Here is a 21,833-nt window from a genome sequence, read left to right as displayed (position 1 = left end):
GGTGTTACGTTTCCGTGCTGCCTTCTGTCTCGATCTTAAGTGACTTGCCGCAATGTTTACAGTGGATTGCATCCGGATCGTGACGGTTCAAGCCACATTCAGGACATTTATACTTTATCTTGGAAGGGTGAAAAATAGCACGTGCCAGCTGCACAAAAAGCGCCACACCAAAGATCATGATGAAGACGGAAAGTAGCTTTCCACCTGCTGTTGTCATGGTGATATCACCAAAGCCGGTGGTCGTCAGAGTGGCCACGGTAAAGTAAAGCGCGTCAATATAACCGCCGACACCGGTATGTTCTTCAAAAGCCAGCACAAAAACCAGTGAGGTTGTGACAAAGATAAAGACGAAAAGATGCACAGCGGCCAGAATCGCATCTTCATGAAGGCGAAAAAACAGGCTTTCGCGTCTGAGATCCCGCAACAGGTGATAGGCATGGATCAGCCGCAGGCCCCTAAGAACCCTCAAAAATGTGAGATTGGCGGCAAAAAGTGGCGCAATCAGCAGTGAAGTAATGACAATCAGATCTGCGATCGTGTAGATCCGAATCAGTTCGCGCCGCCGGTTTTCAGAAATCCATAGCCTGGCCAGAAGATCCAGGAGAATAAGTATGCCCAAAACACTGTTCAACACCCTGGTGACAGGCGTCTCGGGAAGGGCTGCAACGGCTATGAAGTAGACGATGCTAAGGGCATCAAAAACAATCAACGAGTAGCGAAACAGCCTTGCACGGTGGCTTCCCCCCGTGTAGAGAAGCCTTAGGTTCTTATAAAGTTTGTTCACATGCCAAGTCGTTATGTGGGTGTTCTTGAGTCTGGCCACCAATAAAAAAAGCCGCTTTACAGTATAGTGTAAGCGGCTTTTTTTGATACATATTTTGGTAGGACTAAGCGGACTCGAACCGCTGACCTCCACCATGTCAAGGTGGCGCTCTAACCAGCTGAGCTATAGTCCTGTAAATCGGTTGAAGGCGTTGCCTTTCAATGGCTGCGTATTATAGGTGTGACTGACTGAATTGCAAGCCTTTTTGCTTAATTTTTAATTTTCTTTCGTTTTTCAGTAATCTGGCTCCATCAGAGTCTTAGACCAGGGCTTGATCCTCTTTGTACTCACCAATCGAAGCCTTGACCACATTACGCGCAGTTATCGATTCCTGTTCGCTCCGGGTTTCCACCACCAGCACAACATGGCCATTGGCGATGGCATCAGCAACCAGATCAGAAAGCCAGCCTTTTTTGCTGCCTTCGCCTTCTGTGGCCCCTGCAGCAACCCCGATCAAACCACCGACGCTTGCTCCCCAGCCCAGCAGTACCAGGGGTGCAACCACCGGGCTGGCAACGAACAGTGTCACACTCGCGGCTGCCAGCGCCACACTGCCCAGTGCGCCGACACCGGTGCCAACCGCAGTACCGATTGCACCATCCACCACCATGTCCTGCAGCGCCTTGTCACTTTTCACTTCCTGTGCCGGTGAAGACGAGGTGGAGTTGGCGGCAAAGATATTCGTTTGTTCGCGTGGCAAGCCTTGCTCAATGAGCATAGACAGGGTGCTTTCAGCTTCTTCGCGGTGAGCAAAAAACCCCGATACGTGATGGCGATATGCATTCATGATTGTTCTCCTGATGTTGACCCGTACGAGACGGATGAATCACCAGTTTCGCCAGCAGTATTGAATGCGTCTGTACGTCATCGAACTCAGAAAAGCCAATATCAACAGATTCCGACCCCATAATCCCGCTCAACTTTTGCAATTCTTGTTTTGAAGCTGGAGTACCATTTTTCATGCCCCAGCTGCTGGGCAATCTTGTGCTCGGCATGGGCTTTCCAGTTTTTGATGGATTCCAGATCAGTCCAGTAGGATACGGTAATACCCACGCCTTCACGTGCAGATTCTATCCCCAGGAAACCCGGCTGCTCCGATGCCAGCGCAACCATTCTTCGGGACATTTCATCGTAGCCATGATCCCCCTCTGTTCGCAGAGAAGTGAAAATTACGGCGTAATAAGGCGGTTCTGGCGTGTTTGCAATTCTGGGCATGGGGTTACCTTGCTGCTGCATAGATCCAACACTCTGTACCGGATTTCAGCCTGGCCAGGGTGCGAACATAATCATCAACTTCATAGTCATCCGCTTGTGCAAGCTCAGCCTCCGTGAGTTCAAAGACTGTACCCCTCACCTCCTCGGCCAGATCACCCGTGAAGCGTAAAATGGGATGAATTGCCTTGCCACTTTCCCGAAGAACCCGCTCATCAGTAATCACCATTTCACCCACTGTATAACCCTGCAGCGTGTCTTTAACCCCTGACAGCTCCCGGCCAAAGTTGGCAAGCTGGACTTCTTTTTGTTGCAGCGTTCCGTAGGAAAAGAGGAGTGGCATGATCGTTACCATCAATGATGTTTGCGGCTTCGTTCCCGCTTCAGGATGTCCTGAGCATTGAGTGTAGCAATACCTATGCCGGTGTCGACCGGGATTTCACCCTGGAGTTGCAGGTTGAGGTAGCGCAGGGCGCAGACACGCAGGAAGGAGGTGAAGTTGCCGAGGTCGTGCCCGGCATCGATGGATTCATGGTACAGGCGGGTAATGAGTTGCGGGGTGTTCATGCCGTCTCGCTGGGCAATACTTTCCAGAATCTTCCAGAAGGCATTTTCCATGCGAATGCTGGTGACCATGCCGTCGATGCGCAGTGAATGAGTTGCGCTTTTCCAGAGTTCCGGGTCGGCATTGATGAAAAGCTGACACATGACACCCCTCCTGTTTGTTGTGCGGGTTATTGCAGCAGTTTCTGGAACTGGGCCAGCCAGTCCGGGTGAGCGGGCCAGGCCGGTGCCGTGACGAGGTTGCCATCGGTCACAGCCTTGTCGACGTCGATGTTGGCATAACGGGCACCGCCCAGCTCCACTTCAGGCTGGCAGGCCGGGTAGGCTGAACAATGTCTCCCTTCCAGAACTTTAGCAGCTGCCAGCAATTGTGCACCATGGCAAATGGAAGCAACGGGTTTGTTGGCTTCAAAGAAGTGCTGCACCATGCTGATGACTTCGGGGTTGAGGCGCAGGTATTCCGGCGCACGGCCACCGGGAATCACCAGGGCATCATAGTCGCTGGCCTGGATGTCGCTGAAGCTGGCGTTGAGGGTGAAACGATGGCCGGGTTTTTCGCTGTAGGTCTGGTCGCCTTCAAAGTCATGAATGGCGGTGGCTACGCTGTCTCCGGCCTTTTTGTCGGGGCATATGGCGTGCACCTGGTGTCCGAAAGCCTGCAGTGTCTGGAAAGGCACCATGGTTTCGTAGTCTTCGGTGAAATCGCCTGTGATCATCAGAATTTTCTTGCTCATGTCCGGGTCTCCTGTTTTTGTTGTACCCGGAACAAGCCTGCCACAGGGTGTCTACCCGGTGGTATTAAAGGGTTACTACTAGTGCATGGATTTACGTGACATGAGTTTTTGCAGCTGTTCCTTGTCCGGGCGGTGAATAACGCCCTTTTCAGTCACCAGGTAGTCCACCAGATCTGCCGGGGTGATATCAAAAACCGGGTTGGTTACTTCAATTTCTGCGCCGACTCGTTGACCCCCTGCGCAGAGTACTTCATCAGCACTGCGCTGTTCGATTTCGATATCTTCACCGTATTCCAGTTCCATATCAATGGTGCTGGTGGGTGCCACGACCATAAGACCAGCCCCATGATGCAAAGCCTGGACGGCCAGTTGATAGGTGCCGATCTTGTTGGCTACATCGCCGTGGGCGGTGATGCGATCGGCCCCGACGATAATCCAGCTGATGGGCGAGTTTTTCAGTTGGTGGGCTGCGGCTGAGTCCACATGCAAAAGGGAAGGAATGCCTTCTTTTTCCAGCTCCCAGGCGGTCAGGCGGGAACCCTGCAGCCAGGGGCGGGTTTCATTGACGTGCACCTTGTCGATCACTTTGCGCTCCCAGGCAGCGCGAATCACTCCCAGGGCCGTACCATAACCCCCGGTTGCCAGGGCTCCGGCGTTGCAATGGGTCATAACTTCGCGGCCATGATCCTGGTTGCTGGCGAGAATTTCTGCACCCAGCTTGCCCATCAGCAGGTTGGCTTCCAGGTCCGCCTGATGAATGGCTTCAGCAAAAGCACTTAAGGTCGGAAAAGGATCAACACCGGGTTTGATGTTCACCAGCTGGCGACGCATTTGTTTAAGTGCCCAGGACAGATTGACCGCCGTAGGTCGGCTGGTCTGCAGGGCATGCAGATCCTCTTCTATATCGGCCTGCCAGGCTTCGGCATTTTCCCGGTAACGCTGCCGAGCAGCCAGCGCCACCCCATAAGCTGCCGTGATACCAATTGCAGGCGCACCGCGCACCAGCATGTCGCGAATCGCTGCCACCACTTCATCAACCCTGCTACACTTCACCCAGACTTCCTGGTGAGGCAAAAGGCGCTGATCCAGCAGGAATAATTCGCCTGCTTGCCAGTCAATCGCCTTTACTTTCATGGTTGAATCAGGTGTCATATCGCATCCTTAAACTTCAGTTATCAATCTCTGCTTAAACGTGGCGCGAGAGTATACCGGAAAACCCATGCCCAAGCCTTCAAATTCCCCAGCCGATCAACTGCTGTTTCCAGAATGGCTGCTGACTCTGGATACCCTGGCGACTGATTCCGGCCTGCAGCCGCTGGAAAATCACGCTCTGGTATTAGCCGGATCAGAAATTCTCGATATCCTTCCGCAAAAACAAGCGCAGGTGGCCTACCCACACCTACAGCCGCAATACCTGGACAATCAGGTGCTCTTGCCCGGTTTGCACAATATGCACGGCCATGCGGGCATGACCCTGTTCCGCGGTATGGCGGATGACCTGCCGTTGATGACCTGGCTGGAAGAACACATCTGGCCCGCTGAAGGCCAGCACATCAGTGAAGATTTTGTGCGCGCCGGAACCCGCCTGGCGGTCGCGGAAATGCTGCTCAACGGCACCACCTGTTTCAGTGACATGTATTTTTTTCCGGAAGTGGTGGCCCAGGTGGCCGAAGAAATGGGCATTCGCGCTTTGATCTGTGCCCCCATCATTGATTTTCCCAACCCCTGGTCAAGCTCGGCTGACGATGCCCTGGAAAAAACCCAGGCTCTTTACCAGCAGTATCAGGATAACCCACGGGTCAAACTGGCTTTCGGGCCGCATGCGCCCTACACAGTTTCCGATGCCACCCTGCAGAAATTGCTCGACATCAACCGTGATCTGCAGTTAAAAGTCCAGATGCATGTCCACGAAACGGCTTTTGAAGTGACACAGGCGACAGAGGATAACGGTATAAATCCTTTGCAAAGGCTGGATCAACTCGGTCTTGTCGATGCCAATTTTCAGGCCGTGCATTTGACGCAGGCCACGCCTGAAGACATCCAATTGCTGGCGGATCGCCAGGCCAGTGTGGTGCACTGCCCTCAGTCCAATCTCAAGCTGGCCAGTGGTTTCTGTGCCGTGGAAGCCTTGCACCAGGCGGGAGTCAGCGTCAGTCTGGGCACCGATGGTGCTGCCAGTAATAATGACCTGGATCTCTGGGCAGAGATGCAGACTGCGGCCTTGCTGGCCAAGGCGGTGCACCAGGATGCCGCGGCCCTGCCAGCAACGGCTGCTTTGCAGATGGCCACGGTGGAAGGTGGCAAGGCCCTGTCCAATTCGCCTTTTACCGGGCAACTGCGCAAGGGCTTTGCAGCGGATCTTTGTAGCCTTAAACTGGATGCACCGGATTGCTGGCCGATTCATCACCTGACTTCGCAGCTGGTTTATGGCCGCATGGGGGATAAGGTGACAAACGTCTGGGTGGCGGGTCAGCAGCGGGTTAAGGATGGCAAGCTTTGCGGGCTGGATCTCAAGTTGTTAAAAAGCGAGGCCACGGCCTGGCGCAATCGAATTAAAGAGACTTTTCAATCACAGGATGCTGACGCATGAGCACTGCAGAAAACCGCACCAATGTTGATTCCAGCGAAATCGCCAAGTTTGAAGCTCTGGCCTCGCGCTGGTGGGACCCCGAAAGTGAATTCAAACCCCTGCACGACATCAACCCTCTGCGTGCCAACTGGATTGACCTGAAAGCCGCCATAGCCGGTAAAAAAGTCGCTGACATCGGTTGTGGCGGCGGCTTGCTGAGCGAGGCTCTGACCCAGCGTGGTGCTCAGGTCACCGGCATTGATATGGGTGAAGCCCCGCTGGCAGTGGCGCGTCTGCACCAGCTGGAATCCGGCCTGGAGATCGATTACCGCCAGATGACTGCTGAGGAGCTGGCTGAACAGGCCCCGGAAAGCTTTGATGTCGTCACCTGTCTGGAAATGCTGGAGCATGTTCCCGATCCGGCTGCAGTGATCCAGGCTTGTGCGTGTCTGGTTAAACCGGGTGGTCAGGTATTCTTTTCGACCCTGAATCGCAACCCTAAATCCTATCTGTTTGCTATTCTGGGTGCCGAATACCTGCTAAGGCTGCTGCCACGCGGCACTCATGAGTACAGCAAGTTCATCAAGCCATCAGAAATGGGTCAGTGGATTCGTGCTGCCGGGATGGAAGTGGCTGAATTGATGGGTATGACTTACAACCCGGTCACAAAACGTTATAAACTGACCCCTCATGATGTTCAGGTCAATTACCTGATGCGTGCCACCAAACCTGAATAATGGAGCCAAAAGCTGTGCAATCCCTTGCTGAACAAAAGGAACCTCCGAGTTACCCCGCCGGTGCTGAGAGCAAACCCATCCAGGCTGTCCTCTTTGATCTGGATGGCACTCTGGTCGACACCGCCCCTGACCTGGCACTGGCGCTCAACCGTTTGCGGATGGAAAAAGACCTGCCGAAACTGCCTTATGAGAGTATTCGTGACCAGGTCTCCAACGGCGGCAATGCCTTGATCGAACTGGGTTTTGGAGTCAAGGTCGGAGAAGCAGAGCACCCGCCGTTACGCAGCCGCCTTCTGGATCTTTACAAGGAAAAGGTCGCTGAGCACAGCCGGGTTTTTGAAGGCATGGAGCTGCTTCTGGAGCGCCTGGAAAAACAACCCCTGCCCTGGGGCATTGTCACCAACAAACCTCGCATCTACACGGACTTGCTGGTTAAAGCCCTGAAACTCCACCCGGAAGTCGTAGTCTGCCCGGAAGACCTGGGTGTCAGCAAACCCGACCCGGCTCCCCTGCTCTTTGCCGCCCGGCAAATGGCTGTTCAGCCTGAGCATTGCCTCTACATTGGTGACCACGCCCGGGATATCGAAGCGGGCTTAAGAGCGGAAATGCAAACCCTGGTCGCCGGTTTTGGCTATATCGGCATGGATGAAAATCCGGCCCACTGGGGTGCAGACTTTATTGCCACCAGTGTGACCGAATTGAACAGCTGGATTGAAAGAAAGCTAGATAGCTAGGGGATAATTCGCTCGTGCCAGTAGCCAGGTTTCCTTGAGTGATGAGCGAAAGCGACAACAGTTATCACTTGGCTACTTGTTATCGTCACAATGGAGAAAGGGAATCGTTGAAGAATAAGTCTTTTTGCTCCCAGTTTGGCAGCTTCGCCAACCAAGGGTACGAGCGGAGGGTTTGGTTCACTGAGCTTGATTATCGCTTGCTCAAACGTATCTATCAGTTGCTCTCCAAGGTCGCGGACTTCCGACTCATACCAAGCGGCGGCCTCAATCAGCTCTTCGGCAGCTTCCGTGCTAACTTTCACCTTCAAAATCAGCTCCTTATGCGTTCTCTGGCACTCGCAATGGCTTCATCTGCATCCAGGAGTTCACTTTTTCCAGATTCAATATCCTTGATTCTTCGGCAAATCTCAGCATCCCAGGCCTCTGCCACACTCATATCAGCAGGACCATCCAAACTTGCTACCAAATCATGTGCAAGTTTGGCACGCTCCCGCTCAGGCAGGGTCATTGCAGCGCTAGTGATATTTTCAAATTGGGCTGTATTCATCGGATCTACCAAAACTGACCAAGTGGCAATAATCAAAGGATGCAGCAAAACACATCCTATAACAAGACCAAATCTGGCTACTTGTTGATCAAAACAACCGAACCAACAGCGGTATCAAAAAAGCGCTCAGCAGGCCAGTGACGCCCATGGCGAGACCGGCAAAGGCCCCGGCGAGGTTGCTGAGGCTAAAGCTTTGCGCCGTTCCAAAACCGTGTGCTGCCAGGCCCATGGCAAACCCCTGAACGGCATGATCTTCAATTCTCAGCAAGCGAAAGATGGGTGGCCCCAGCACGCAGCCAGTGGCCCCGGTGATCAGCACGATCCCAGCAGCCAGGGCGGGATAACCACCAATCTGTTCGGCAATACCCATGGCAATGGGCGAAGTCACAGACTTGGGTGCCAGGGACATCAGGGTATCTTCGCGCCCACCCAGCAACTTCACCAGCGCCATGGTCGAAAGCACCGCAGTCACGATCCCCGCCAGGCAAGCCAGCATCAGGGGAATGAATTCACGTTTGATCCTTTCCCGATGGTCATACAGAGGCACAGCCAGAGCCACAATGGCTGGTCCCATCAGAAAATGAATAAACTGGGCACCCTCAAAATAAACACTGTAGGGGGTTTCTGTCAGCAGCAAAAAACTGACAATCAGGGCAATCGCCACCAGTACTGGATGCAGGAAAGGTGTTCCCCCGGCCCGGCGATTGATCCACTGGGCCAGCATGAAAGCCACCAGGGTCAAAAACAGATAAAGCACTTTGCTGGCGGTCAGGTAAACCCACAGCTCGGTCAAGACTTCAGGAACTTCAGGCATTCTTGGCTCCCAGGAGTTTCTTCAAACCCTGCAAAACGAGTACGGTCACGGCCAGAGTCAGCGCTGTGCTGATCACCAGGGTCACGGCAATCACCACAAAATCCTGCTTGAGCAGCACGCCGTGATTGATTAGACCCACCCCCGCCGGTACAAACAGCAAAGGCAGGTAACGCAGCAAGCCTTCTGAAGTCTCCCGTATCGGAGCGGCAATCCCTTTGCGAAACAACAAGAACGCCAGTAAAAGCGCCATACCCAGCACCGGCCCAGGCACCAGAAGGCCGCTGGCCCGAACCAGGAGTTCGCCCAGCAGCTGGAAAAACAATAAAACCGCAAAACCCTGCAAAATCAAACCCGGCTACCTCTAATTGAAAACCACTGTCTTGTTGCCGTACACCAGCACCCGATCCTGCAGATGCCAGGCCAGACCACGGGCCAGTACACTTTTTTCCACATCCCGCCCCAGGCGCACCATGTCCTCGGCTGTCTGGCGGTGATTAACCCGCACCGTGTCCTGATCGATGATCGGCCCGGCATCCAGTTCTTCGGTAACATAGTGACAGGTCGCCCCGATCAGCTTCACGCCCCGTTCATAAGCCTGATGATAGGGCTTGGCCCCGGCAAAGGAGGGTAGAAAGCTGTGGTGGATATTGATGATCCGATGCTGGTACTTCTGACACAGCGTCGGGGGAATAATCTGCATATAGCGCGCCAACACCACACAGTCGGCCTCGGCTTCATCAATCAACTGTTCCACACGTGCGTAGGCTTCGGGCTTGTTGTCTTTATTTACGGGCACGTGATGGAAGGGAATGCCATGCCATTCCACCAGGTCGCGCAGGTCTTCATGGTTGGAAATCACCAGGGGAATATCGCAGGCCAGCTCACCACTTTGCCAGCGGTGCAGCAGATCCACCATGCAATGGGATTCCTTCGAGCACATCAGCACCACTTTTTTATTGATGTCCGAATCGGTGATGTCCCAGTCCATTTCATATTCACGGGCAATCGGTCCGAAAGCCGTACGAAACTCATCCAGCCCAAACGGCAAAGAAGCCGCACGGATTTCATGGCGCATGAAAAAGCGATTGGCCAGAAGATCGGAATGGTGGTTGGCTTCAGTAATCCAGCCACCGTACATCGCCAGAAAATTACTGACCTTGGCGACAATACCCACCCGATCCGGGCAGGAAATAGTCAGGGTATAGGTGCGTTCCATCCGTTATTCAACCTTGTTTTTTCAAAATTCCGCGCTGTGATAGACGGTCTGGACATCATCCAGGTCGTTGAGAAGATCGAGAAATTTCTCGAACATAACCGCATCTTCTTCATTCAGCGGTGAAGTCGTTTGGGGTAGAAACTGAATTTCATCCAGGGCAAAGTCCAGCTCACCAAAGGCTTCAACCAGGGCCTGGCGAGCTTTGGCGTATTCGGTATGCGGGGCGAAAACGGTGATCTGGCCTTCTTCGTTTTCGATGTCAGTGACATCGACATCCGCTTCCATCAGGGCTTCCAGAACCGCTTCTTCGTCGTCTCCGGCAAAAGCCAGAATGGCACTGTGGTAAAACATGTGACTGACACTGCCGGGTGTGCCGATTTTGCATTTGGTTTTGGTAAAACACTGGCGCACATCACCAAAGGTGCGATTGGGATTGTCGGTCAGGCAGTTGACGATGACCATGATGTTGCCGGGGCCAAAGCCTTCATAGCGGGCTACAGAGAAGTCTTCCCCACCCCCACCTTTGGCTTTTTCCAGTGCTTTTTCCACCACATGGCTGGGCACCTGGTCTTTCTTGGCGCGCTCGATCAAGCCGCGCAGGGCCAGGTTGCCATCAGGGTCGGCACCGCCGGACTTGGCCGTTGCGTAGATCTCACGCCCATATTTGCTGTAAACCTTGGTTTTTGCCGCAGCCGTTTTGGCCATGGATTCTTTGCGGTTCTGGAAAGCGCGCCCCATGTGTTCAATTCCTGTGCTTGAATGAAAATGAAAGGCGCACAGTTTACTACAAAACCAGCGTCCTGCATCCTTTGCTTGGAGCACCAAAAAAGTGCAGAACCCACTTGGCTCTGCACAGCAAACAGCAAAAAAACCGTTATTCAGGAGGGCTGACAGCTGATCATGTCAGGTTTACAACACTTGGCCTCTTTCTTGCAAAGTTATTAACCATTCAATGAGCTGGCAATCTATTGTTTTGCCAAAGAACCTGATATTTTAATAAAAGGTGACTGCAGGATGTCCCACTTCGAATTACCCTTTAGCCTTGTCACCGAAAGCCAAGGGCCCACCCAATCCATGCAAATCAAAAGCCACTTTCAGCCTATCGTCAGCCTGACTCATCGGCGCGTTGTGGGCTATGAAGCTTTGCTCAGGGCAACCCGCGCGAGCAAACCCTGTTCGCCTCTGGAAGCCTTCAATCTCGCTCAACTGGAAAACCGGGTCGAACAGTTTGACCGTGAATGCATTGCCAGGCACCTGACTAATTTCGGTGAGATGAACACGGAAAATCAGTGGCTTTTCATGAATCTGCGCAGTGAAACCATCAACCCCCGCAACCTGCGTTCAGGTCTGCTGGATAAGTTTCTGCAGCGCCAGGGGCTGGGCAGTGAGCGAATTGTTCTGGAAATTCTGGAAGATGCTGTAAAAGATCCGTCACTGCTGCAGGACTTTGTTCAACACTACAAGGAAGCGGGTTTTCTGATTGCCATAGATGACTTTGGCACCGGGGCTTCCAATTTTGACCGTATCTGGCAACTGGAACCCCACATCGTCAAGCTGGATCGCTCCATGCTGGTCAATGCCCGCAACAGCCCCAGGCGGCAACGCTGGCTTTCACGCTGTGTGGCTCTACTGCGTGAAACCGGTGCCCTGGTTTTGCTGGAAGGTGTAGAAACCGAAGACGATGCCCTGCTGACGCTGGACAGTGAATGCGATCTGGCCCAGGGTTTTTATTTTGCCCGGCCTTCTCTTCGGGGGGATTACCAGGCAGAGCAGTTGGCCACCTCCATACAATCCCTGCACCAACATGCCCTGCACGGCCAACTGGCGCGCCAGCACACCCAGGCCCGAAAACAGCGCACTTTGCAGTGCCTGCTCAAGGAAACTGCCAAAAGTCTGGAACAGGAAATAGATTTCAATACAGCCACCCAACCTCTGCAGGAGCATCCAGCTATAGAACGCATTTACCTGCTGGACGCAGAAGGGGTGCAAATCGTGGAAAACCTGCACCCAGGTGGTGCGCCTACAGCCACACCGGCTTATGCTCCGCTCAATCAGGGTGCAGGCGCTCTCTGGGCCAGGCGCAGTTATTTTCGCAATGCTCTGGAGCAGCCCGGTCAGGTTCAGGTTTCAGCCCCCTATCTGGGCCTCCCCGATGCCACTCTGGATATCACCCTGTCCGTTGCCCTTCGCGGGGGTACTTCCGGTAAGCTGCTGGTGCTTTGTGCCGACCTGCCCGCTTCCTGGCTGGAAAATGTTTAGCACCACGGCAGTGCAGCTTGCTCTTACCTCTCTTCTCACACTAAGATTGCTGTAATATCCTCTGTTTACAAGGAGTTTTTATGGCTGTCTCAGTTGCCAGCGATGAACCGGCGTTTCGCCTCAAACCGGTACGCCTGGGTATTGATACCCATCAGGAGCTGGTTGTTTACCTCAGGCGCAACAGCCATGTCTGCCGCTCTGAAGGCTTTACTTCCAGCACTCGGGTTCTGATCCGCATCAACGACAAATCCATCCTGGCGACTCTTTCCATCGTCAATGATGGCCTGCTCAAGCCTGGTGAAATGGGCTTGTCGGAATCGGCCTGGCAGCGCCTGCAACCGGATGCCAACAGCGAGGCCCACATCCGCCACCCTGATCCGGTTCTGTCGCTGAGTCACCTGCGTCACAAGGTTTATGGTCATCGCCTCAACCAGGAGCAAACCCAGCAAATCATCAACGACATCGTCGCCGGGCGTTATTCGGATGTTCACCTGTCCAGTTTTGTCACCGCCTGCGCTGGTGACAACCTGAATCAGGACGAAATCATTGCCCTGACCCAGGCCATGCTGCGTTCAGGACGCCAGCTCGACTGGGGACAACCCAAGGTGGTGGATAAACACTGCGTTGGCGGTCTGGCCGGTAATCGCACCACCCCCATAGTGGTGGCCATCGTGACCGCCTGTGGGGCCGTCATGCCGAAGACCTCATCACGGGCCATCACCTCCCCGGCAGGCACCGCCGACACCATGGCCACCATGACGCCTGTGGATCTGGATCTGGAAACCCTGCAAAAAGTCGTTCACGATCACGGCGGTTGCCTGGCCTGGGGTGGATCGGTCAACCTGTCTCCGGCAGATGACATCCTGATCAGGATCGAACGCATGCTGGATCTGGACAGCGAAGGCCAGATGGTGGCCTCAGTGCTCTCCAAAAAGGCAGCGGCTGGCTCCAGCCATGTCCTGATCGATATACCCGTGGGCCCGACCGCCAAGGTACGCTCTGATGAAGCCGCCGACCTGCTGAGCACCCACCTGATCACCACCGGTAAAGCTTTGGGGCTGGATATTCAGGTGATCCGCACGGATGGCACCCAGCCGGTGGGACGCGGCATAGGGCCAGCGCTGGAGGCCCGAGACTTATTGGCAGTGATGCGCAATGAACCCGATGCCCCCCGGGATCTGCGCGAACGTGCCCTGACTCTAGCCGCTCAGCTTCTGGAAATGGCCGGTCTGGCAAAACACGGCCAGGGGCCGAAACTGGCCCGGGAAACCCTGGATTCCGGCCAGGCTCTGAAACAATTTATGGCCATCTGCAAAGCCCAGGGCGGTTTTACCGAACCCACCCTGGCGCCCTATCAATACAATTGGCAGAGCAAACACCAAGGCCGGGTCACCAGCATTGACAATCGCCTGCTGTCGCAACTGGCCAAGCTGGCCGGGGCACCGGAAGACCCGGCAGCCGGCGTCACCCTGAACGTCAAACTCCAGGATGAAATTCAGCCCGGACAACTTCTGATCACCCTGCATGCGGACAGCCCGGGTGAATTACAATATGCGGTCGAGTTCCTGGAAGCTCACCCTGAAATGATTGGAATAACCTGATGAGCACAACCACGCCCCTGATTTTCAACCTGGACTTTTTTTTCGAGGACACCCAGGACTCGCCATCCACGATTGCAGATAGCCTGATCCAGCTGCTCGGGGGAGAAAGCGGTCAGCTTGACTACCGGCATTTTCCCGATGGCGAAAGCTACCTGCGGGTTGAAAGCCCAGTTCAGGATCGCGACTGCCTGCTGGTCTGCAGTCTCTACGACCCCAACCCCAAGTTTCTGCCGTTGATTTTCACCGCCGAACTACTCAAAGAGCTGGGTGCCCGTCGACTCGCTCTGGTCGCCCCCTACTTAAGCTATATGCGTCAGGACAAACGCTTCAAAAGCGGTGAATGCGTTACCTCCCGGCATTTTGCCAGCCTGATTTCCCGCAGCTTTGATTTTCTGATCACCGTGGACCCTCATCTGCACCGTTATCAGAGTCTGGATGAAATCTATGACCTGGAAAACCAGGCTCTGACATCGGCGGAAAGTGTGGCGGCCTGGATACTTCGGGAAATCCACAATCCTTTGCTGCTGGGACCGGACAGTGAAAGCGAGCAATGGGTGGGTGAGGTTGCGCGTCTGGCGGATGCTCCTTTTGAAGTGCTGGAGAAGGTCAGAAGCGGTGATCTGGATGTTGAGGTTTCTGTGCCTCACGTTGACAGCTACAAGGAGCACACCCCGGTATTGGTGGATGACATCATCTCCAGTGGTCGCACCCTGCTGCAAACCCTGGAACACCTGCAAAAAGCCGGGATGCAACCGGCTGTCTGCATCGGCACCCACGGTCTGTTCGGTGCCAATGCCTGGGAACTGCTCAAGGCCAGCCACACTCAGAAGGTGGTCACCAGCAACTCAGTACCCCACCCTTCCAATGCCATTGACCTTGCACCGGCCCTGGCTAAAGGGTTGATGGCCTGGTTAGGTAGGCTTCCAGATTGATTTCATCCAGCTGTTCGGGTTTTAGAAAACGCTCGGCGTATTCCCGGTAAGCACCACTAGTCAGAAAGAGTTCAAAAACATCCCGGTCGATCCGGCCCTTTTCGACCATCTTGTGCAGAATGGCAACGGCTGTACTGACCCGGTTCGGCTTTTTATAGGGCCGATCCGCTGCAGTCAGGGCTTCAAACACATCAGCAACCACCAGAATTCTCTCCGGCATGGAAAGGTCTTCGGCATTCAATTGTCTGGGGTAACCCAGGCCGTTCAGGGTTTCATGATGGGTTGTGGCATAACGCGGCACACGGCTCAACTCCGGCGGCAGAGGCAAGCCATCCAGCATCTTGATGGTGCTGATCATGTGTTCCTGAATTTTGAAGCGATCCTCTTCGGTCAGAGTACCGGCAATCACACTCAGGTTATGCAGTTCACCCTGGTTATAAAGATACTCAGGGGCCTGCATTTTAATGCCCAGGTGCTCGGGATAGTCGGCAGGCTGGTCGCGATTAATCAGATGCCAGGGGTGATCCGCCAGGAGTTTTTCAGCCACGGGCAGCGTTTGTTTTTCCTGGCGTTCAAAGCGGCGCAGTTCATCCTGGGCCAGACCCAGACGGTTGTCAAAATGGCGCAGCCATTGTTTTTCAGCCAGGGCTTGCAGGCGTTGCACATCGTCATCCGGCATGCGTTCACGACCCTGGTTGCAGCGGGCAATAAAGGCAAACTCCTCTTGCAGCTCGGTCTGTTTGTTTTGTAACTGCTGATGGAATTCACCTTGTTGCTCGGGCTTGAGCTGGCAGGCTTCCAGGTATTCAATTTCAGCGTCCCGCCAGAGAACTTCAAAACGCATGCGGATTTTATGGATGCGATTGTAAAAGACATCCAGCTTGGTGGACTTGTCAATCACATAATCCGGCACGGAAATCTTGCCACAGTCGTGCAGCCAGGCGGCAATACGGAATTCGCGCCATTGCTCTTCATGCTCAAACATCGGGCCTTCAAAAGGTGCCTGCTGAGACTCCTCGGCTTTCCTGGCAAGAATCAGGGCCAGTTCAGGAACCCGCGCACAGTGCCTGCCGGTCACAGGCGACTTGTCATCGATGGCCTGGGCAATTACCTGAATGAAAGCTTCCATCAAGGCTTCCTGCTTGTCGGAGTGCTGCTCAATGGAATCTGCCATATCCATCAGGGAAACGGCCAGTTCATCAATTTCAACAATCCGGCTGCGCAAGGGCTGCAAGCGGGCAAACTGCCGGGCCTGAACCTTGCGGTTTTCCTGGGCCAGATAGCGAATGGGATTGACAATAAAAGTGGCCAGCCAGGAGGACAGTGGCAGCAACAGCAGCAGGCTGGCACCGGTAATCAAGAGTGCCCAGAGTACCCTTTCACGCACGGAGGCCAGAACATCGGTAACCGGTGTCAGAGCGGCAAAGTATTCAGCCGCGGCAATGGATTCACCCAAAGGCTGCAAATACAGATAATAAGCCGTGTCACCCAACCGGACTTTTTGCAGGCGATCATAAGAATCGGAATCAGTGGCCAGCTCCAGCAGCTCCACATAGGGCACGCGGGAGGCCTGCAGAGCCTCTGTTTCCTTCTGGGTCAGCAACCAGCGTTCGGCCAGCTTTTGGCGATATTGCGAAGGCAGTTGGCTTAAGGCTTCATCCAGCAGCTCGGCAATGCCCTGCATGGAGGGATGAACCAGATAATGCAGGCTGGAAGGCATCTTGACCTCACCAAAATCTAGCGGCTGATGCACCACCAGGTCATCAATAAAATACTGCTGCAGGGAATACTGCAGAAAAGAAACCATGTCCAGACCTGCATCCGCCCGACCTTCACGGACACCAGCAAAAACCTCTTTAACATCCGCCACTTCCAGAACATTGATTTTCGGGAAATAGGCTTTCAAAGGCTGGATGCTTGACCAACCCTCGGGAATCGCCAGGGTCTTGCCAAAAAGCTGTTCAACCTGGGTGATGGCTTCGTCGCCTTTCTGAGTCAGAACACCATATTCTATATCAAGCAAGGGCTGGGTCAGCCAACCTTGCTCCCTGTTGTTCCGGGTTGGCAGCAAAGGGTGCAAAATATCCAGCTGGTTGTTTTTGTAGAGGGTGTAAAGCTCAGACCAGCTCAGGCCATTCACATAGTCAATTTCCAGACCGGTCATTGCCGCCAGGGTATTCAAAAGATCAATCGAATAGCCGTAGGGTTCGCCCGAGACCACAAAATCAAAAGGTGCCCAATCCATTTCATTGGAGACATTCAGCACGGGATGCTCTGCCACCAGCGCCTGCTGTTCCGGGGTCAACTGCAGCTCAGGAACCTCCGGCAACTGCTCAGAGGCAGCCCCACCCTGATTGGAAGCAATGACCTCGCCATCGGCCTGATACAGGTAGGTTTGTGTTGCTTCATCACGCCCGGACGCCTGCAACTGATCGGCCAGGGAAAACAAGGCCACATCCACGGCCAGAACGGCATCGGCTTCTTTGATGTAGCTCGAATAGGTTTGTCCGGGAGCCTGAAGATGCTGAAAGAGATAAGGGGGAGTCTTGTGAACCTGTTGCCTGGACGCCTGCTGATACCAGGGGCGGCTGGTGGCCTGATAACTGCTGGGCTGCGTTTGACTGCCCCGGTAATTGAACCGGGCATCATAATAGCGAAATTCACGCTCCCGGTCTGCGCCTTCACCCGTTACCTGAATAACAACCCAACGATCCTGTGGCAAAGCCTGAAACTGGCGGCGCACCAAAGAGCCGGCTTCCAGGTTGACCACTTCGTAAAAATCACCGTTGGCAAACCCCAGGTAGGCCGCATAAAACAGTGGGTTGCGCTCCAGGGTATCGGCCAGAATCTCTTGAGCCGAGTCAGTAATCCAGCCGTTTTCCACGAGATCCGGGCGACTGGCCAGCAGGTGGGTCGCTTCACTGGCCCGGCTATCGATTTGCTGCAAATAAGCACTGGTGTTTGCGGCACTCTGACGGTGTTTTTTCAGAACAGCATCCATGGGCCAGGCTGCTGCTGAAGTAATACTGCAACCCCAGTGCCAGGGCTACTGCCAGAGAAGTGACCAGCAGAAACATGCCCACAACCGTTACACGTATAGTGAACTTTAATTGTCCCTTTTCAGAACGCCAGAATCCAAGCATGTGTACACCGGTTGTAAGCCAAACCAACTAGAAGATTAGCAATGCAATACCCGCTGCTGCAATCAATAATGGCAGAATAATCAGAGTGACCCAGCTGCCGTTGATGATCATCGACCGCTGGGGCACCTTGCCGCTGCCGAAAATAATGGCATTGGGAGGTGTCGCCACCGGCAACAGGAAAGCACAGGAAGTCGCCACGGCAATCATCACCGCAATCACCACGGAATTGACATCAGGAATCATGCCCACAAACAGAGGAATCAAAAGAGCGGCACTGGCCGTATTGCTGGCTACTTCCGTCAGGGCCAGAGCAAAAACGATCATCAGGGCAATCACCACCAGTGCCGGCATCACCGCAAAACTGCCACCCAGAAGCCCTGCCAGCCATTCACCGGCACCACTGGCACCCAGGGCCGCACTTAGGGTGATACCACCACCAAACAGCAACAGCACGCCCCAGTCAGCACTTTTTTCAATCTCGCGCCAGCTGGCCAGAGAAAATGCATGCAGAAGCACCAGAGCCAACAGGGCTACAGCGGAATCATAGCCCCGCTCGATCCCCAGCAGCTTGCCCAGCGGGGCACCAAAAACCCATAGCATGACTGTCAGCAAAAACACCAATAACATTCCTGTATGTCGATGTGTCCACTGAACCTCGACATCAACCACGCTCACCTCTGCTTTCAAGGCAGGTTTCAGCACCCGGCGCAGCATCCAGTCCATGGCCGGTAAAAACACGATCACCAGGGGCAGCCCCCAGAGCAGCCACTGCCCGAAGCTGATCCCCACAGCCGAGGCCGCTATGGCATTGGGCGGACTGCCGACCAGAGTACCAATCCCGCCAATATTGGCACTGAAGGCCACACCCAGCAGCAGATAAATCCAGGTTGTGCGATACTGTTTCACTTCCAGAGGAGCCAGCAGGCCCAAAGCCAAAGGCAACATCATGGCTGCTGTCGCGGTATTACTGATCCACATCGACAGCAGAGCCGTCAGTACAAACAGCCAGCGGGCAGCCCGACCCAGCTCACCCCCGGCTTTTTTCATCACCCAGGCGGCCATCCAGCGATCCAGGCCCTGCTGACGCAAGCCGGCCGCCAGGGCAAAGCCACCCAGAAACAAAAAGATAATCGGGTCGGCAAAATGCGAAACCGCCTTGGGCAGCGTAAAGATACCCGTGGCCGTGGCCAACAGGGGCACCAGCAAGGCGGTGACACTCACATGCAGGGCTTCGGTCAACCACAACCAGGCAATCATCACCAGAATGGCCAGACCTGCAGCAATTTCCTGCTCAACCGGAGCAAAAAAATAGAGACCCAGAAAACTCAAACTCGACAACAGGCAATGTAACAGGCGCACAAAAACTCCTAAAAAGACAATAATCGCAGGGATTCTAGCCGCTGGCTGACAAAAAGATAGGGGGAAACTGATTTAAAACGTTAATTCGGGGAACTCACAGCGTTAATTTTTGCCATAACGATTATTTATGGCGTATTCCACCATAGGTGGATTGATTGTCGCAGTGCGAAGCCTATAATCGCCGCCATAATAAACTGGATGGGGTTTTAATAAGATGACAGCAAAGCAAGTGGACGTGTTGCTGATTGGCGCCGGAGCCATGAGCTCGACCCTCGGTATGCTTCTCAAGCAGCTGGATCCATCACTGAAAATGGCCATGGTTGAAAAACTCGACCAGGTCGCGCAGGAAAGTACTGATGCCCTGAACAATGCCGGCACCGGTCATGCCGCCTATTGTGAGCTCAACTACACGCCGCAGCGTGAAGATGGCAGCATCGACACCACCAAGGCAATGAACATCAACTCCGCCTTTGAACAGAGCCTGCAGTTCTGGTCTTATCTGGTTGAAGAAGGCTCACTGCCCGCCCCTCAGAATTTTATCAACGCCGCTCCCCACTGCAGTTTCGTCTGGGGAGACGAGAACGTTGCCTTTCTGCGCAAGCGCTATGAAACCCTGAGCGAGCACCACCTGTTCAGTGACATGGAATACACGGAAGACCCCGCCAAGATCACTGAGTGGATGCCGCTGGTGATGAAATCGCGCAAAGAGGGTGAAAAAGTAGCTGCCACCCGCGTTGCCTACGGCTCGGATGTGAACTTTGGTGAACTCAGCCGCTGCCTGGTCAACAACCTGACCAAGCAGGAGGATTTTGATCTGCACCTGAACCACTTTGTGGAAAACCTCAAGAAAAACAGCGATGGCAGCTGGCAGGTGATCCTTAAAGACACGGCAGCAGGCCAGCGCTCGGTAATAAACAGCAAGTTTGTCTTTATCGGTGCCGGTGGTGCGGCCCTGACCCTGTTGCAGAAATCCGGCATCAAGGAAGGCAAAGGCTATGGTGGTTTTCCGGTCAGCGGCCAATGGCTGATCTGCAACAACCCGGAAATCATCGAACAGCACAATGGCAAAGTCTATGGCAAACCACCCCTGGGCGCACCGCCCATGTCGGTTCCCCATCTGGACACCCGCATCATCAATGGCAAAAAAGCGCTGTTGTTTGGCCCCTTTGCAGGCTTTACCACCAAGTTCCTGAAAAAAGGCTCCTTCCTGGATCTGCCTCTCTCGGTCAAATTCAACAACCTGAGCCCACTGATGTCGGTTGGCTTCAACAACATGGATCTGACCCGCTACCTGATCAGCGAGTCCATGCAGTCACATGCAGACCGTGTTCAGGCCTTGAGCAAATACTTCCCGGAAGCCAAGGAAGATGACTGGCAGCTGTCCATTGCCGGTCAGCGCGTACAGATTATCAAGAAGAACCCTCAGGGGGGCGGTAAGCTGGAATTTGGCACTGAGGTCATAGTCTCTGAAGACCAGTCCGTCGCTGCCCTACTGGGTGCTTCTCCCGGTGCTTCCACAGCGGTTCAGGCGATGATGACCATTGTTGAACGCGCTTTCCCCAAACTCCTGGCCAGTGATGAAGGCCAGCGCATGATCAAGGCCATGATTCCTTCCTACGGGGAAACCCTGGCTGAAAACGCCGAGTTGCTGAAGAAAGTCCGGGCCAGAACCCTGGAAACCCTGCAACTGCGCAAAGAGACCTCGGCTGAACCTGCGCGAGGTGTTGCCTGAGGAACCAGGCAACCTGAAGTAGTAAAAGTGAGCAAGTAAGATTTGGCCCGCTGTTCGCAGCGGGCTTTTTTCGTTAATCAGATATAATCCAGGCTATCGCTGATTAACGTCATGAGCGCAGGTCAGGCAAGGCAAAATTGATCGAAAAAGCGGAGTTTACATACAAGTAAATGAGCATTTTGAGAGCAATTTTAACGCAGCATCACCAAGCGCAATAGTTAATCACCTAGGCTCTGGGCAGAGTCACACCTCTCTGCCCCTGATACTTACCCTTGCGGTCCTTGTAGGAGACATCACAAACCTCATCCCCACCAAAGAACAGCATCTGGGCGACGCCCTCATTGGCATAGATGACCGCAGGCAGCGGCGTGGTATTGGAAAATTCCAGAGTGACATGGCCTTCCCATTCCGGCTCCAGCGGCGTGACGTTAACGATGATTCCGCAGCGGGCATAGGTGCTTTTACCCAGACACACCACCAACACATCGCGGGGAATCCGGAAATACTCGACTGTGCGTGCCAAAGCAAAAGAGTTGGGCGGGATAATACAGCGCTCCCCTTTCACTTCCACAAAACTCTTATCGTCAAAGTTTTTGGGATCAACGATGCTGGAGTTGATATTGGTAAAAATCTTGAATTCATCGGAACAGCGCACATCATAGCCATAGCTGGATGTACCATAGGAAATAATGCTCTGGCCATCGGCTTCACGCACCTGGCCTGCCTCAAAAGGCTCGATCATGCCCTTTTCCTGCGACATGCGACGTATCCAATGATCTGATTTAATGCTCATGCTGCTCCCCAGGTATCAGCCTATTCTGTTCGGCGTGGAAAATTCGACCTATTCTAGCAGAACA

Annotated in this window: 23 protein-coding genes and 1 tRNA gene; 7 read left to right on the top strand and 17 right to left on the bottom strand. The window is 54.0% G+C overall.

Translation table 11 applies throughout. The features are described 5' to 3' along the window. Positions 1-4: 4 nt before the first annotated feature. The 8 genes from LG323_RS02480 to mtnA form a co-directional block, all read right to left on the bottom strand. Positions 5-784 (bottom strand): ion channel, encoded by a 780-nt coding sequence (locus LG323_RS02480; protein WP_404418738.1) that lies wholly within the window; start codon positions 782-784, stop codon positions 5-7. A 95-nt stretch (positions 785-879) separates the two neighbouring features. Further along, a tRNA-Val gene (locus LG323_RS02475) sits at positions 880-956 on the bottom strand. A gap of 126 nt (positions 957-1,082) precedes the next feature. Next, complete coding sequence (locus LG323_RS02470) at positions 1,083-1,610, bottom strand: hypothetical protein (RefSeq protein WP_404418736.1); 528 nt, start codon at positions 1,608-1,610, stop codon at positions 1,083-1,085. A gap of 101 nt (positions 1,611-1,711) precedes the next feature. Continuing rightward, positions 1,712-2,038 (bottom strand): antibiotic biosynthesis monooxygenase family protein, encoded by a 327-nt coding sequence (locus tag LG323_RS02465; RefSeq protein WP_404418735.1) that lies wholly within the window; start codon positions 2,036-2,038, stop codon positions 1,712-1,714. A 4-nt stretch (positions 2,039-2,042) separates the two neighbouring features. Then, on the bottom strand, positions 2,043-2,378 hold the full coding sequence (locus LG323_RS02460; protein WP_310697118.1) for a gamma-glutamylcyclotransferase family protein: 336 nt from the start codon (positions 2,376-2,378) through the stop codon (positions 2,043-2,045). 11 nt (positions 2,379-2,389) lie between these two features. Further along, positions 2,390-2,743, bottom strand: a complete 354-nt coding sequence (locus LG323_RS02455; RefSeq protein ID WP_404418734.1) for a ribbon-helix-helix domain-containing protein — start codon at positions 2,741-2,743, stop codon at positions 2,390-2,392. Between the two features lie 26 nt (positions 2,744-2,769). Continuing rightward, the gene (locus tag LG323_RS02450) at positions 2,770-3,333 is read right to left on the bottom strand and encodes a DJ-1/PfpI family protein (RefSeq protein WP_404418732.1); all 564 of its coding nucleotides are present in this window, start codon (positions 3,331-3,333) and stop codon (positions 2,770-2,772) included. 78 nt (positions 3,334-3,411) lie between these two features. Continuing rightward, complete coding sequence (gene mtnA, locus LG323_RS02445) at positions 3,412-4,485, bottom strand: S-methyl-5-thioribose-1-phosphate isomerase (RefSeq protein WP_404418730.1); 1,074 nt, start codon at positions 4,483-4,485, stop codon at positions 3,412-3,414. Between the two features lie 67 nt (positions 4,486-4,552). Between mtnA and LG323_RS02440 the strand changes: the two genes are divergently transcribed. Genes LG323_RS02440 through LG323_RS02430 form a run of 3 tightly spaced genes read left to right on the top strand, consistent with a single transcriptional unit; the run spans position 4,553 to position 7,373 of the window. Then, positions 4,553-5,923, top strand: coding sequence for a TRZ/ATZ family hydrolase (locus LG323_RS02440; protein WP_404418729.1), 1,371 nt, complete (start codon positions 4,553-4,555; stop codon positions 5,921-5,923). Beyond that, complete coding sequence (ubiG, locus tag LG323_RS02435) at positions 5,920-6,639, top strand: bifunctional 2-polyprenyl-6-hydroxyphenol methylase/3-demethylubiquinol 3-O-methyltransferase UbiG (protein WP_404418728.1); 720 nt, start codon at positions 5,920-5,922, stop codon at positions 6,637-6,639. Before LG323_RS02440 ends, ubiG begins: the two co-directional genes overlap by 4 nt. A 14-nt stretch (positions 6,640-6,653) precedes the next feature. Further along, positions 6,654-7,373 (top strand): HAD-IA family hydrolase, encoded by a 720-nt coding sequence (locus tag LG323_RS02430; protein ID WP_310697976.1) that lies wholly within the window; start codon positions 6,654-6,656, stop codon positions 7,371-7,373. Here LG323_RS02430 and LG323_RS02425 read toward each other — a convergent pair. Genes LG323_RS02425 through LG323_RS02400 form a run of 6 tightly spaced genes read right to left on the bottom strand, consistent with a single transcriptional unit; the run spans position 7,370 to position 10,688 of the window. Next, on the bottom strand, positions 7,370-7,675 hold the full coding sequence (locus tag LG323_RS02425) for a hypothetical protein (RefSeq protein WP_404420101.1): 306 nt from the start codon (positions 7,673-7,675) through the stop codon (positions 7,370-7,372). The genes LG323_RS02430 and LG323_RS02425 overlap by 4 nt on opposite strands. Before the next feature lie 8 nt (positions 7,676-7,683). Then, entirely contained in the window at positions 7,684-7,968 is a 285-nt protein-coding gene (locus tag LG323_RS02420) for an addiction module protein (RefSeq protein ID WP_404418726.1), read from the bottom strand. A 40-nt stretch (positions 7,969-8,008) separates the two neighbouring features. Further along, positions 8,009-8,734 carry an LrgB family protein gene (locus LG323_RS02415; protein ID WP_404418725.1) on the bottom strand — a complete coding sequence of 242 codons (726 nt, stop codon included), beginning with the start codon at positions 8,732-8,734 and terminating at the stop codon, positions 8,009-8,011. After that, entirely contained in the window at positions 8,727-9,083 is a 357-nt protein-coding gene (locus LG323_RS02410; protein ID WP_404418724.1) for a CidA/LrgA family protein, read from the bottom strand. Before LG323_RS02410 ends, LG323_RS02415 begins: the two co-directional genes overlap by 8 nt. 12 nt (positions 9,084-9,095) lie before the next feature. Further along, a complete protein-coding gene (purU, locus tag LG323_RS02405) occupies positions 9,096-9,950 on the bottom strand; it encodes a formyltetrahydrofolate deformylase (RefSeq protein ID WP_404418723.1) in 855 nt (284 codons plus the stop codon). 21 nt (positions 9,951-9,971) lie between these two features. After that, complete coding sequence (locus LG323_RS02400; protein ID WP_404418722.1) at positions 9,972-10,688, bottom strand: YebC/PmpR family DNA-binding transcriptional regulator; 717 nt, start codon at positions 10,686-10,688, stop codon at positions 9,972-9,974. A 276-nt stretch (positions 10,689-10,964) separates the two neighbouring features. Here LG323_RS02400 and LG323_RS02395 point away from each other — a divergent pair, with 276 nt between their 5' ends. From LG323_RS02395 to LG323_RS02385, 3 genes are all read left to right on the top strand, one after another. Continuing rightward, complete coding sequence (locus tag LG323_RS02395) at positions 10,965-12,209, top strand: EAL domain-containing protein (RefSeq protein ID WP_404418721.1); 1,245 nt, start codon at positions 10,965-10,967, stop codon at positions 12,207-12,209. Between the two features lie 80 nt (positions 12,210-12,289). Beyond that, positions 12,290-13,810, top strand: coding sequence for a thymidine phosphorylase family protein (locus LG323_RS02390; protein ID WP_404418719.1), 1,521 nt, complete (start codon positions 12,290-12,292; stop codon positions 13,808-13,810). Further along, positions 13,810-14,742, top strand: coding sequence for a ribose-phosphate pyrophosphokinase (locus tag LG323_RS02385; RefSeq protein WP_404418718.1), 933 nt, complete (start codon positions 13,810-13,812; stop codon positions 14,740-14,742). Before LG323_RS02390 ends, LG323_RS02385 begins: the two co-directional genes overlap by 1 nt. Here LG323_RS02385 and LG323_RS02380 read toward each other — a convergent pair. Together LG323_RS02380 and LG323_RS02375 are read right to left on the bottom strand one after the other, a co-directional pair. Next, a complete protein-coding gene (locus tag LG323_RS02380) occupies positions 14,702-17,743 on the bottom strand; it encodes an HD domain-containing phosphohydrolase (RefSeq protein WP_404418717.1) in 3,042 nt (1,013 codons plus the stop codon). The two genes, LG323_RS02385 and LG323_RS02380, sit on opposite strands and share 41 nt — an antisense overlap. A 169-nt stretch (positions 17,744-17,912) precedes the next feature. Continuing rightward, entirely contained in the window at positions 17,913-19,244 is a 1,332-nt protein-coding gene (locus tag LG323_RS02375; protein WP_404418715.1) for an SLC13 family permease, read from the bottom strand. Between the two features lie 214 nt (positions 19,245-19,458). On the opposite strand from LG323_RS02375, the gene mqo reads away from it, so the two are divergent. Then, on the top strand, positions 19,459-20,976 hold the full coding sequence (gene mqo / locus LG323_RS02370) for a malate dehydrogenase (quinone) (RefSeq protein ID WP_404418713.1): 1,518 nt from the start codon (positions 19,459-19,461) through the stop codon (positions 20,974-20,976). A gap of 226 nt (positions 20,977-21,202) precedes the next feature. On the opposite strand, the gene dcd is transcribed toward mqo, so the two are convergent. Beyond that, positions 21,203-21,769 (bottom strand): dCTP deaminase, encoded by a 567-nt coding sequence (gene dcd / locus LG323_RS02365; protein ID WP_404418711.1) that lies wholly within the window; start codon positions 21,767-21,769, stop codon positions 21,203-21,205. Positions 21,770-21,833 lie beyond the last annotated feature (64 nt).

Origin of the sequence: Marinospirillum sp. (genome assembly GCF_044810985.1) — a bacterium.
Taxonomy (GTDB): domain Bacteria; phylum Pseudomonadota; class Gammaproteobacteria; order Pseudomonadales; family Halomonadaceae; genus Marinospirillum.
The sequence above is the reverse complement of the archived record's forward strand: the minus strand, read 5'-3'. Positions and strand labels throughout refer to the sequence as shown.

Coding starts and splice junctions, on each gene's coding strand:
- LG323_RS02470 (WP_404418736.1), bottom strand. CDS start 1,610: ATGAATGCATATCGCCATCACGTATCGGGGTTTTTTGCTCACCGCGAA.
- LG323_RS02465 (WP_404418735.1), bottom strand. CDS start 2,038: ATGCCCAGAATTGCAAACACGCCAGAACCGCCTTATTACGCCGTAATT.
- LG323_RS02460 (WP_310697118.1), bottom strand. CDS start 2,378: ATGCCACTCCTCTTTTCCTACGGAACGCTGCAACAAAAAGAAGTCCAG.
- LG323_RS02455 (WP_404418734.1), bottom strand. CDS start 2,743: ATGTGTCAGCTTTTCATCAATGCCGACCCGGAACTCTGGAAAAGCGCA.
- LG323_RS02450 (WP_404418732.1), bottom strand. CDS start 3,333: ATGAGCAAGAAAATTCTGATGATCACAGGCGATTTCACCGAAGACTAC.
- mtnA (WP_404418730.1), bottom strand. CDS start 4,485: ATGACACCTGATTCAACCATGAAAGTAAAGGCGATTGACTGGCAAGCA.
- LG323_RS02440 (WP_404418729.1), top strand. CDS start 4,553: ATGCCCAAGCCTTCAAATTCCCCAGCCGATCAACTGCTGTTTCCAGAA.
- ubiG (WP_404418728.1), top strand. CDS start 5,920: ATGAGCACTGCAGAAAACCGCACCAATGTTGATTCCAGCGAAATCGCC.
- LG323_RS02415 (WP_404418725.1), bottom strand. CDS start 8,734: ATGCCTGAAGTTCCTGAAGTCTTGACCGAGCTGTGGGTTTACCTGACC.
- purU (WP_404418723.1), bottom strand. CDS start 9,950: ATGGAACGCACCTATACCCTGACTATTTCCTGCCCGGATCGGGTGGGT.
- LG323_RS02400 (WP_404418722.1), bottom strand. CDS start 10,688: ATGGGGCGCGCTTTCCAGAACCGCAAAGAATCCATGGCCAAAACGGCT.
- LG323_RS02395 (WP_404418721.1), top strand. CDS start 10,965: ATGTCCCACTTCGAATTACCCTTTAGCCTTGTCACCGAAAGCCAAGGG.
- LG323_RS02390 (WP_404418719.1), top strand. CDS start 12,290: ATGGCTGTCTCAGTTGCCAGCGATGAACCGGCGTTTCGCCTCAAACCG.
- LG323_RS02385 (WP_404418718.1), top strand. CDS start 13,810: ATGAGCACAACCACGCCCCTGATTTTCAACCTGGACTTTTTTTTCGAG.
- LG323_RS02380 (WP_404418717.1), bottom strand. CDS start 17,743: ATGGATGCTGTTCTGAAAAAACACCGTCAGAGTGCCGCAAACACCAGT.
- mqo (WP_404418713.1), top strand. CDS start 19,459: ATGACAGCAAAGCAAGTGGACGTGTTGCTGATTGGCGCCGGAGCCATG.
- dcd (WP_404418711.1), bottom strand. CDS start 21,769: ATGAGCATTAAATCAGATCATTGGATACGTCGCATGTCGCAGGAAAAG.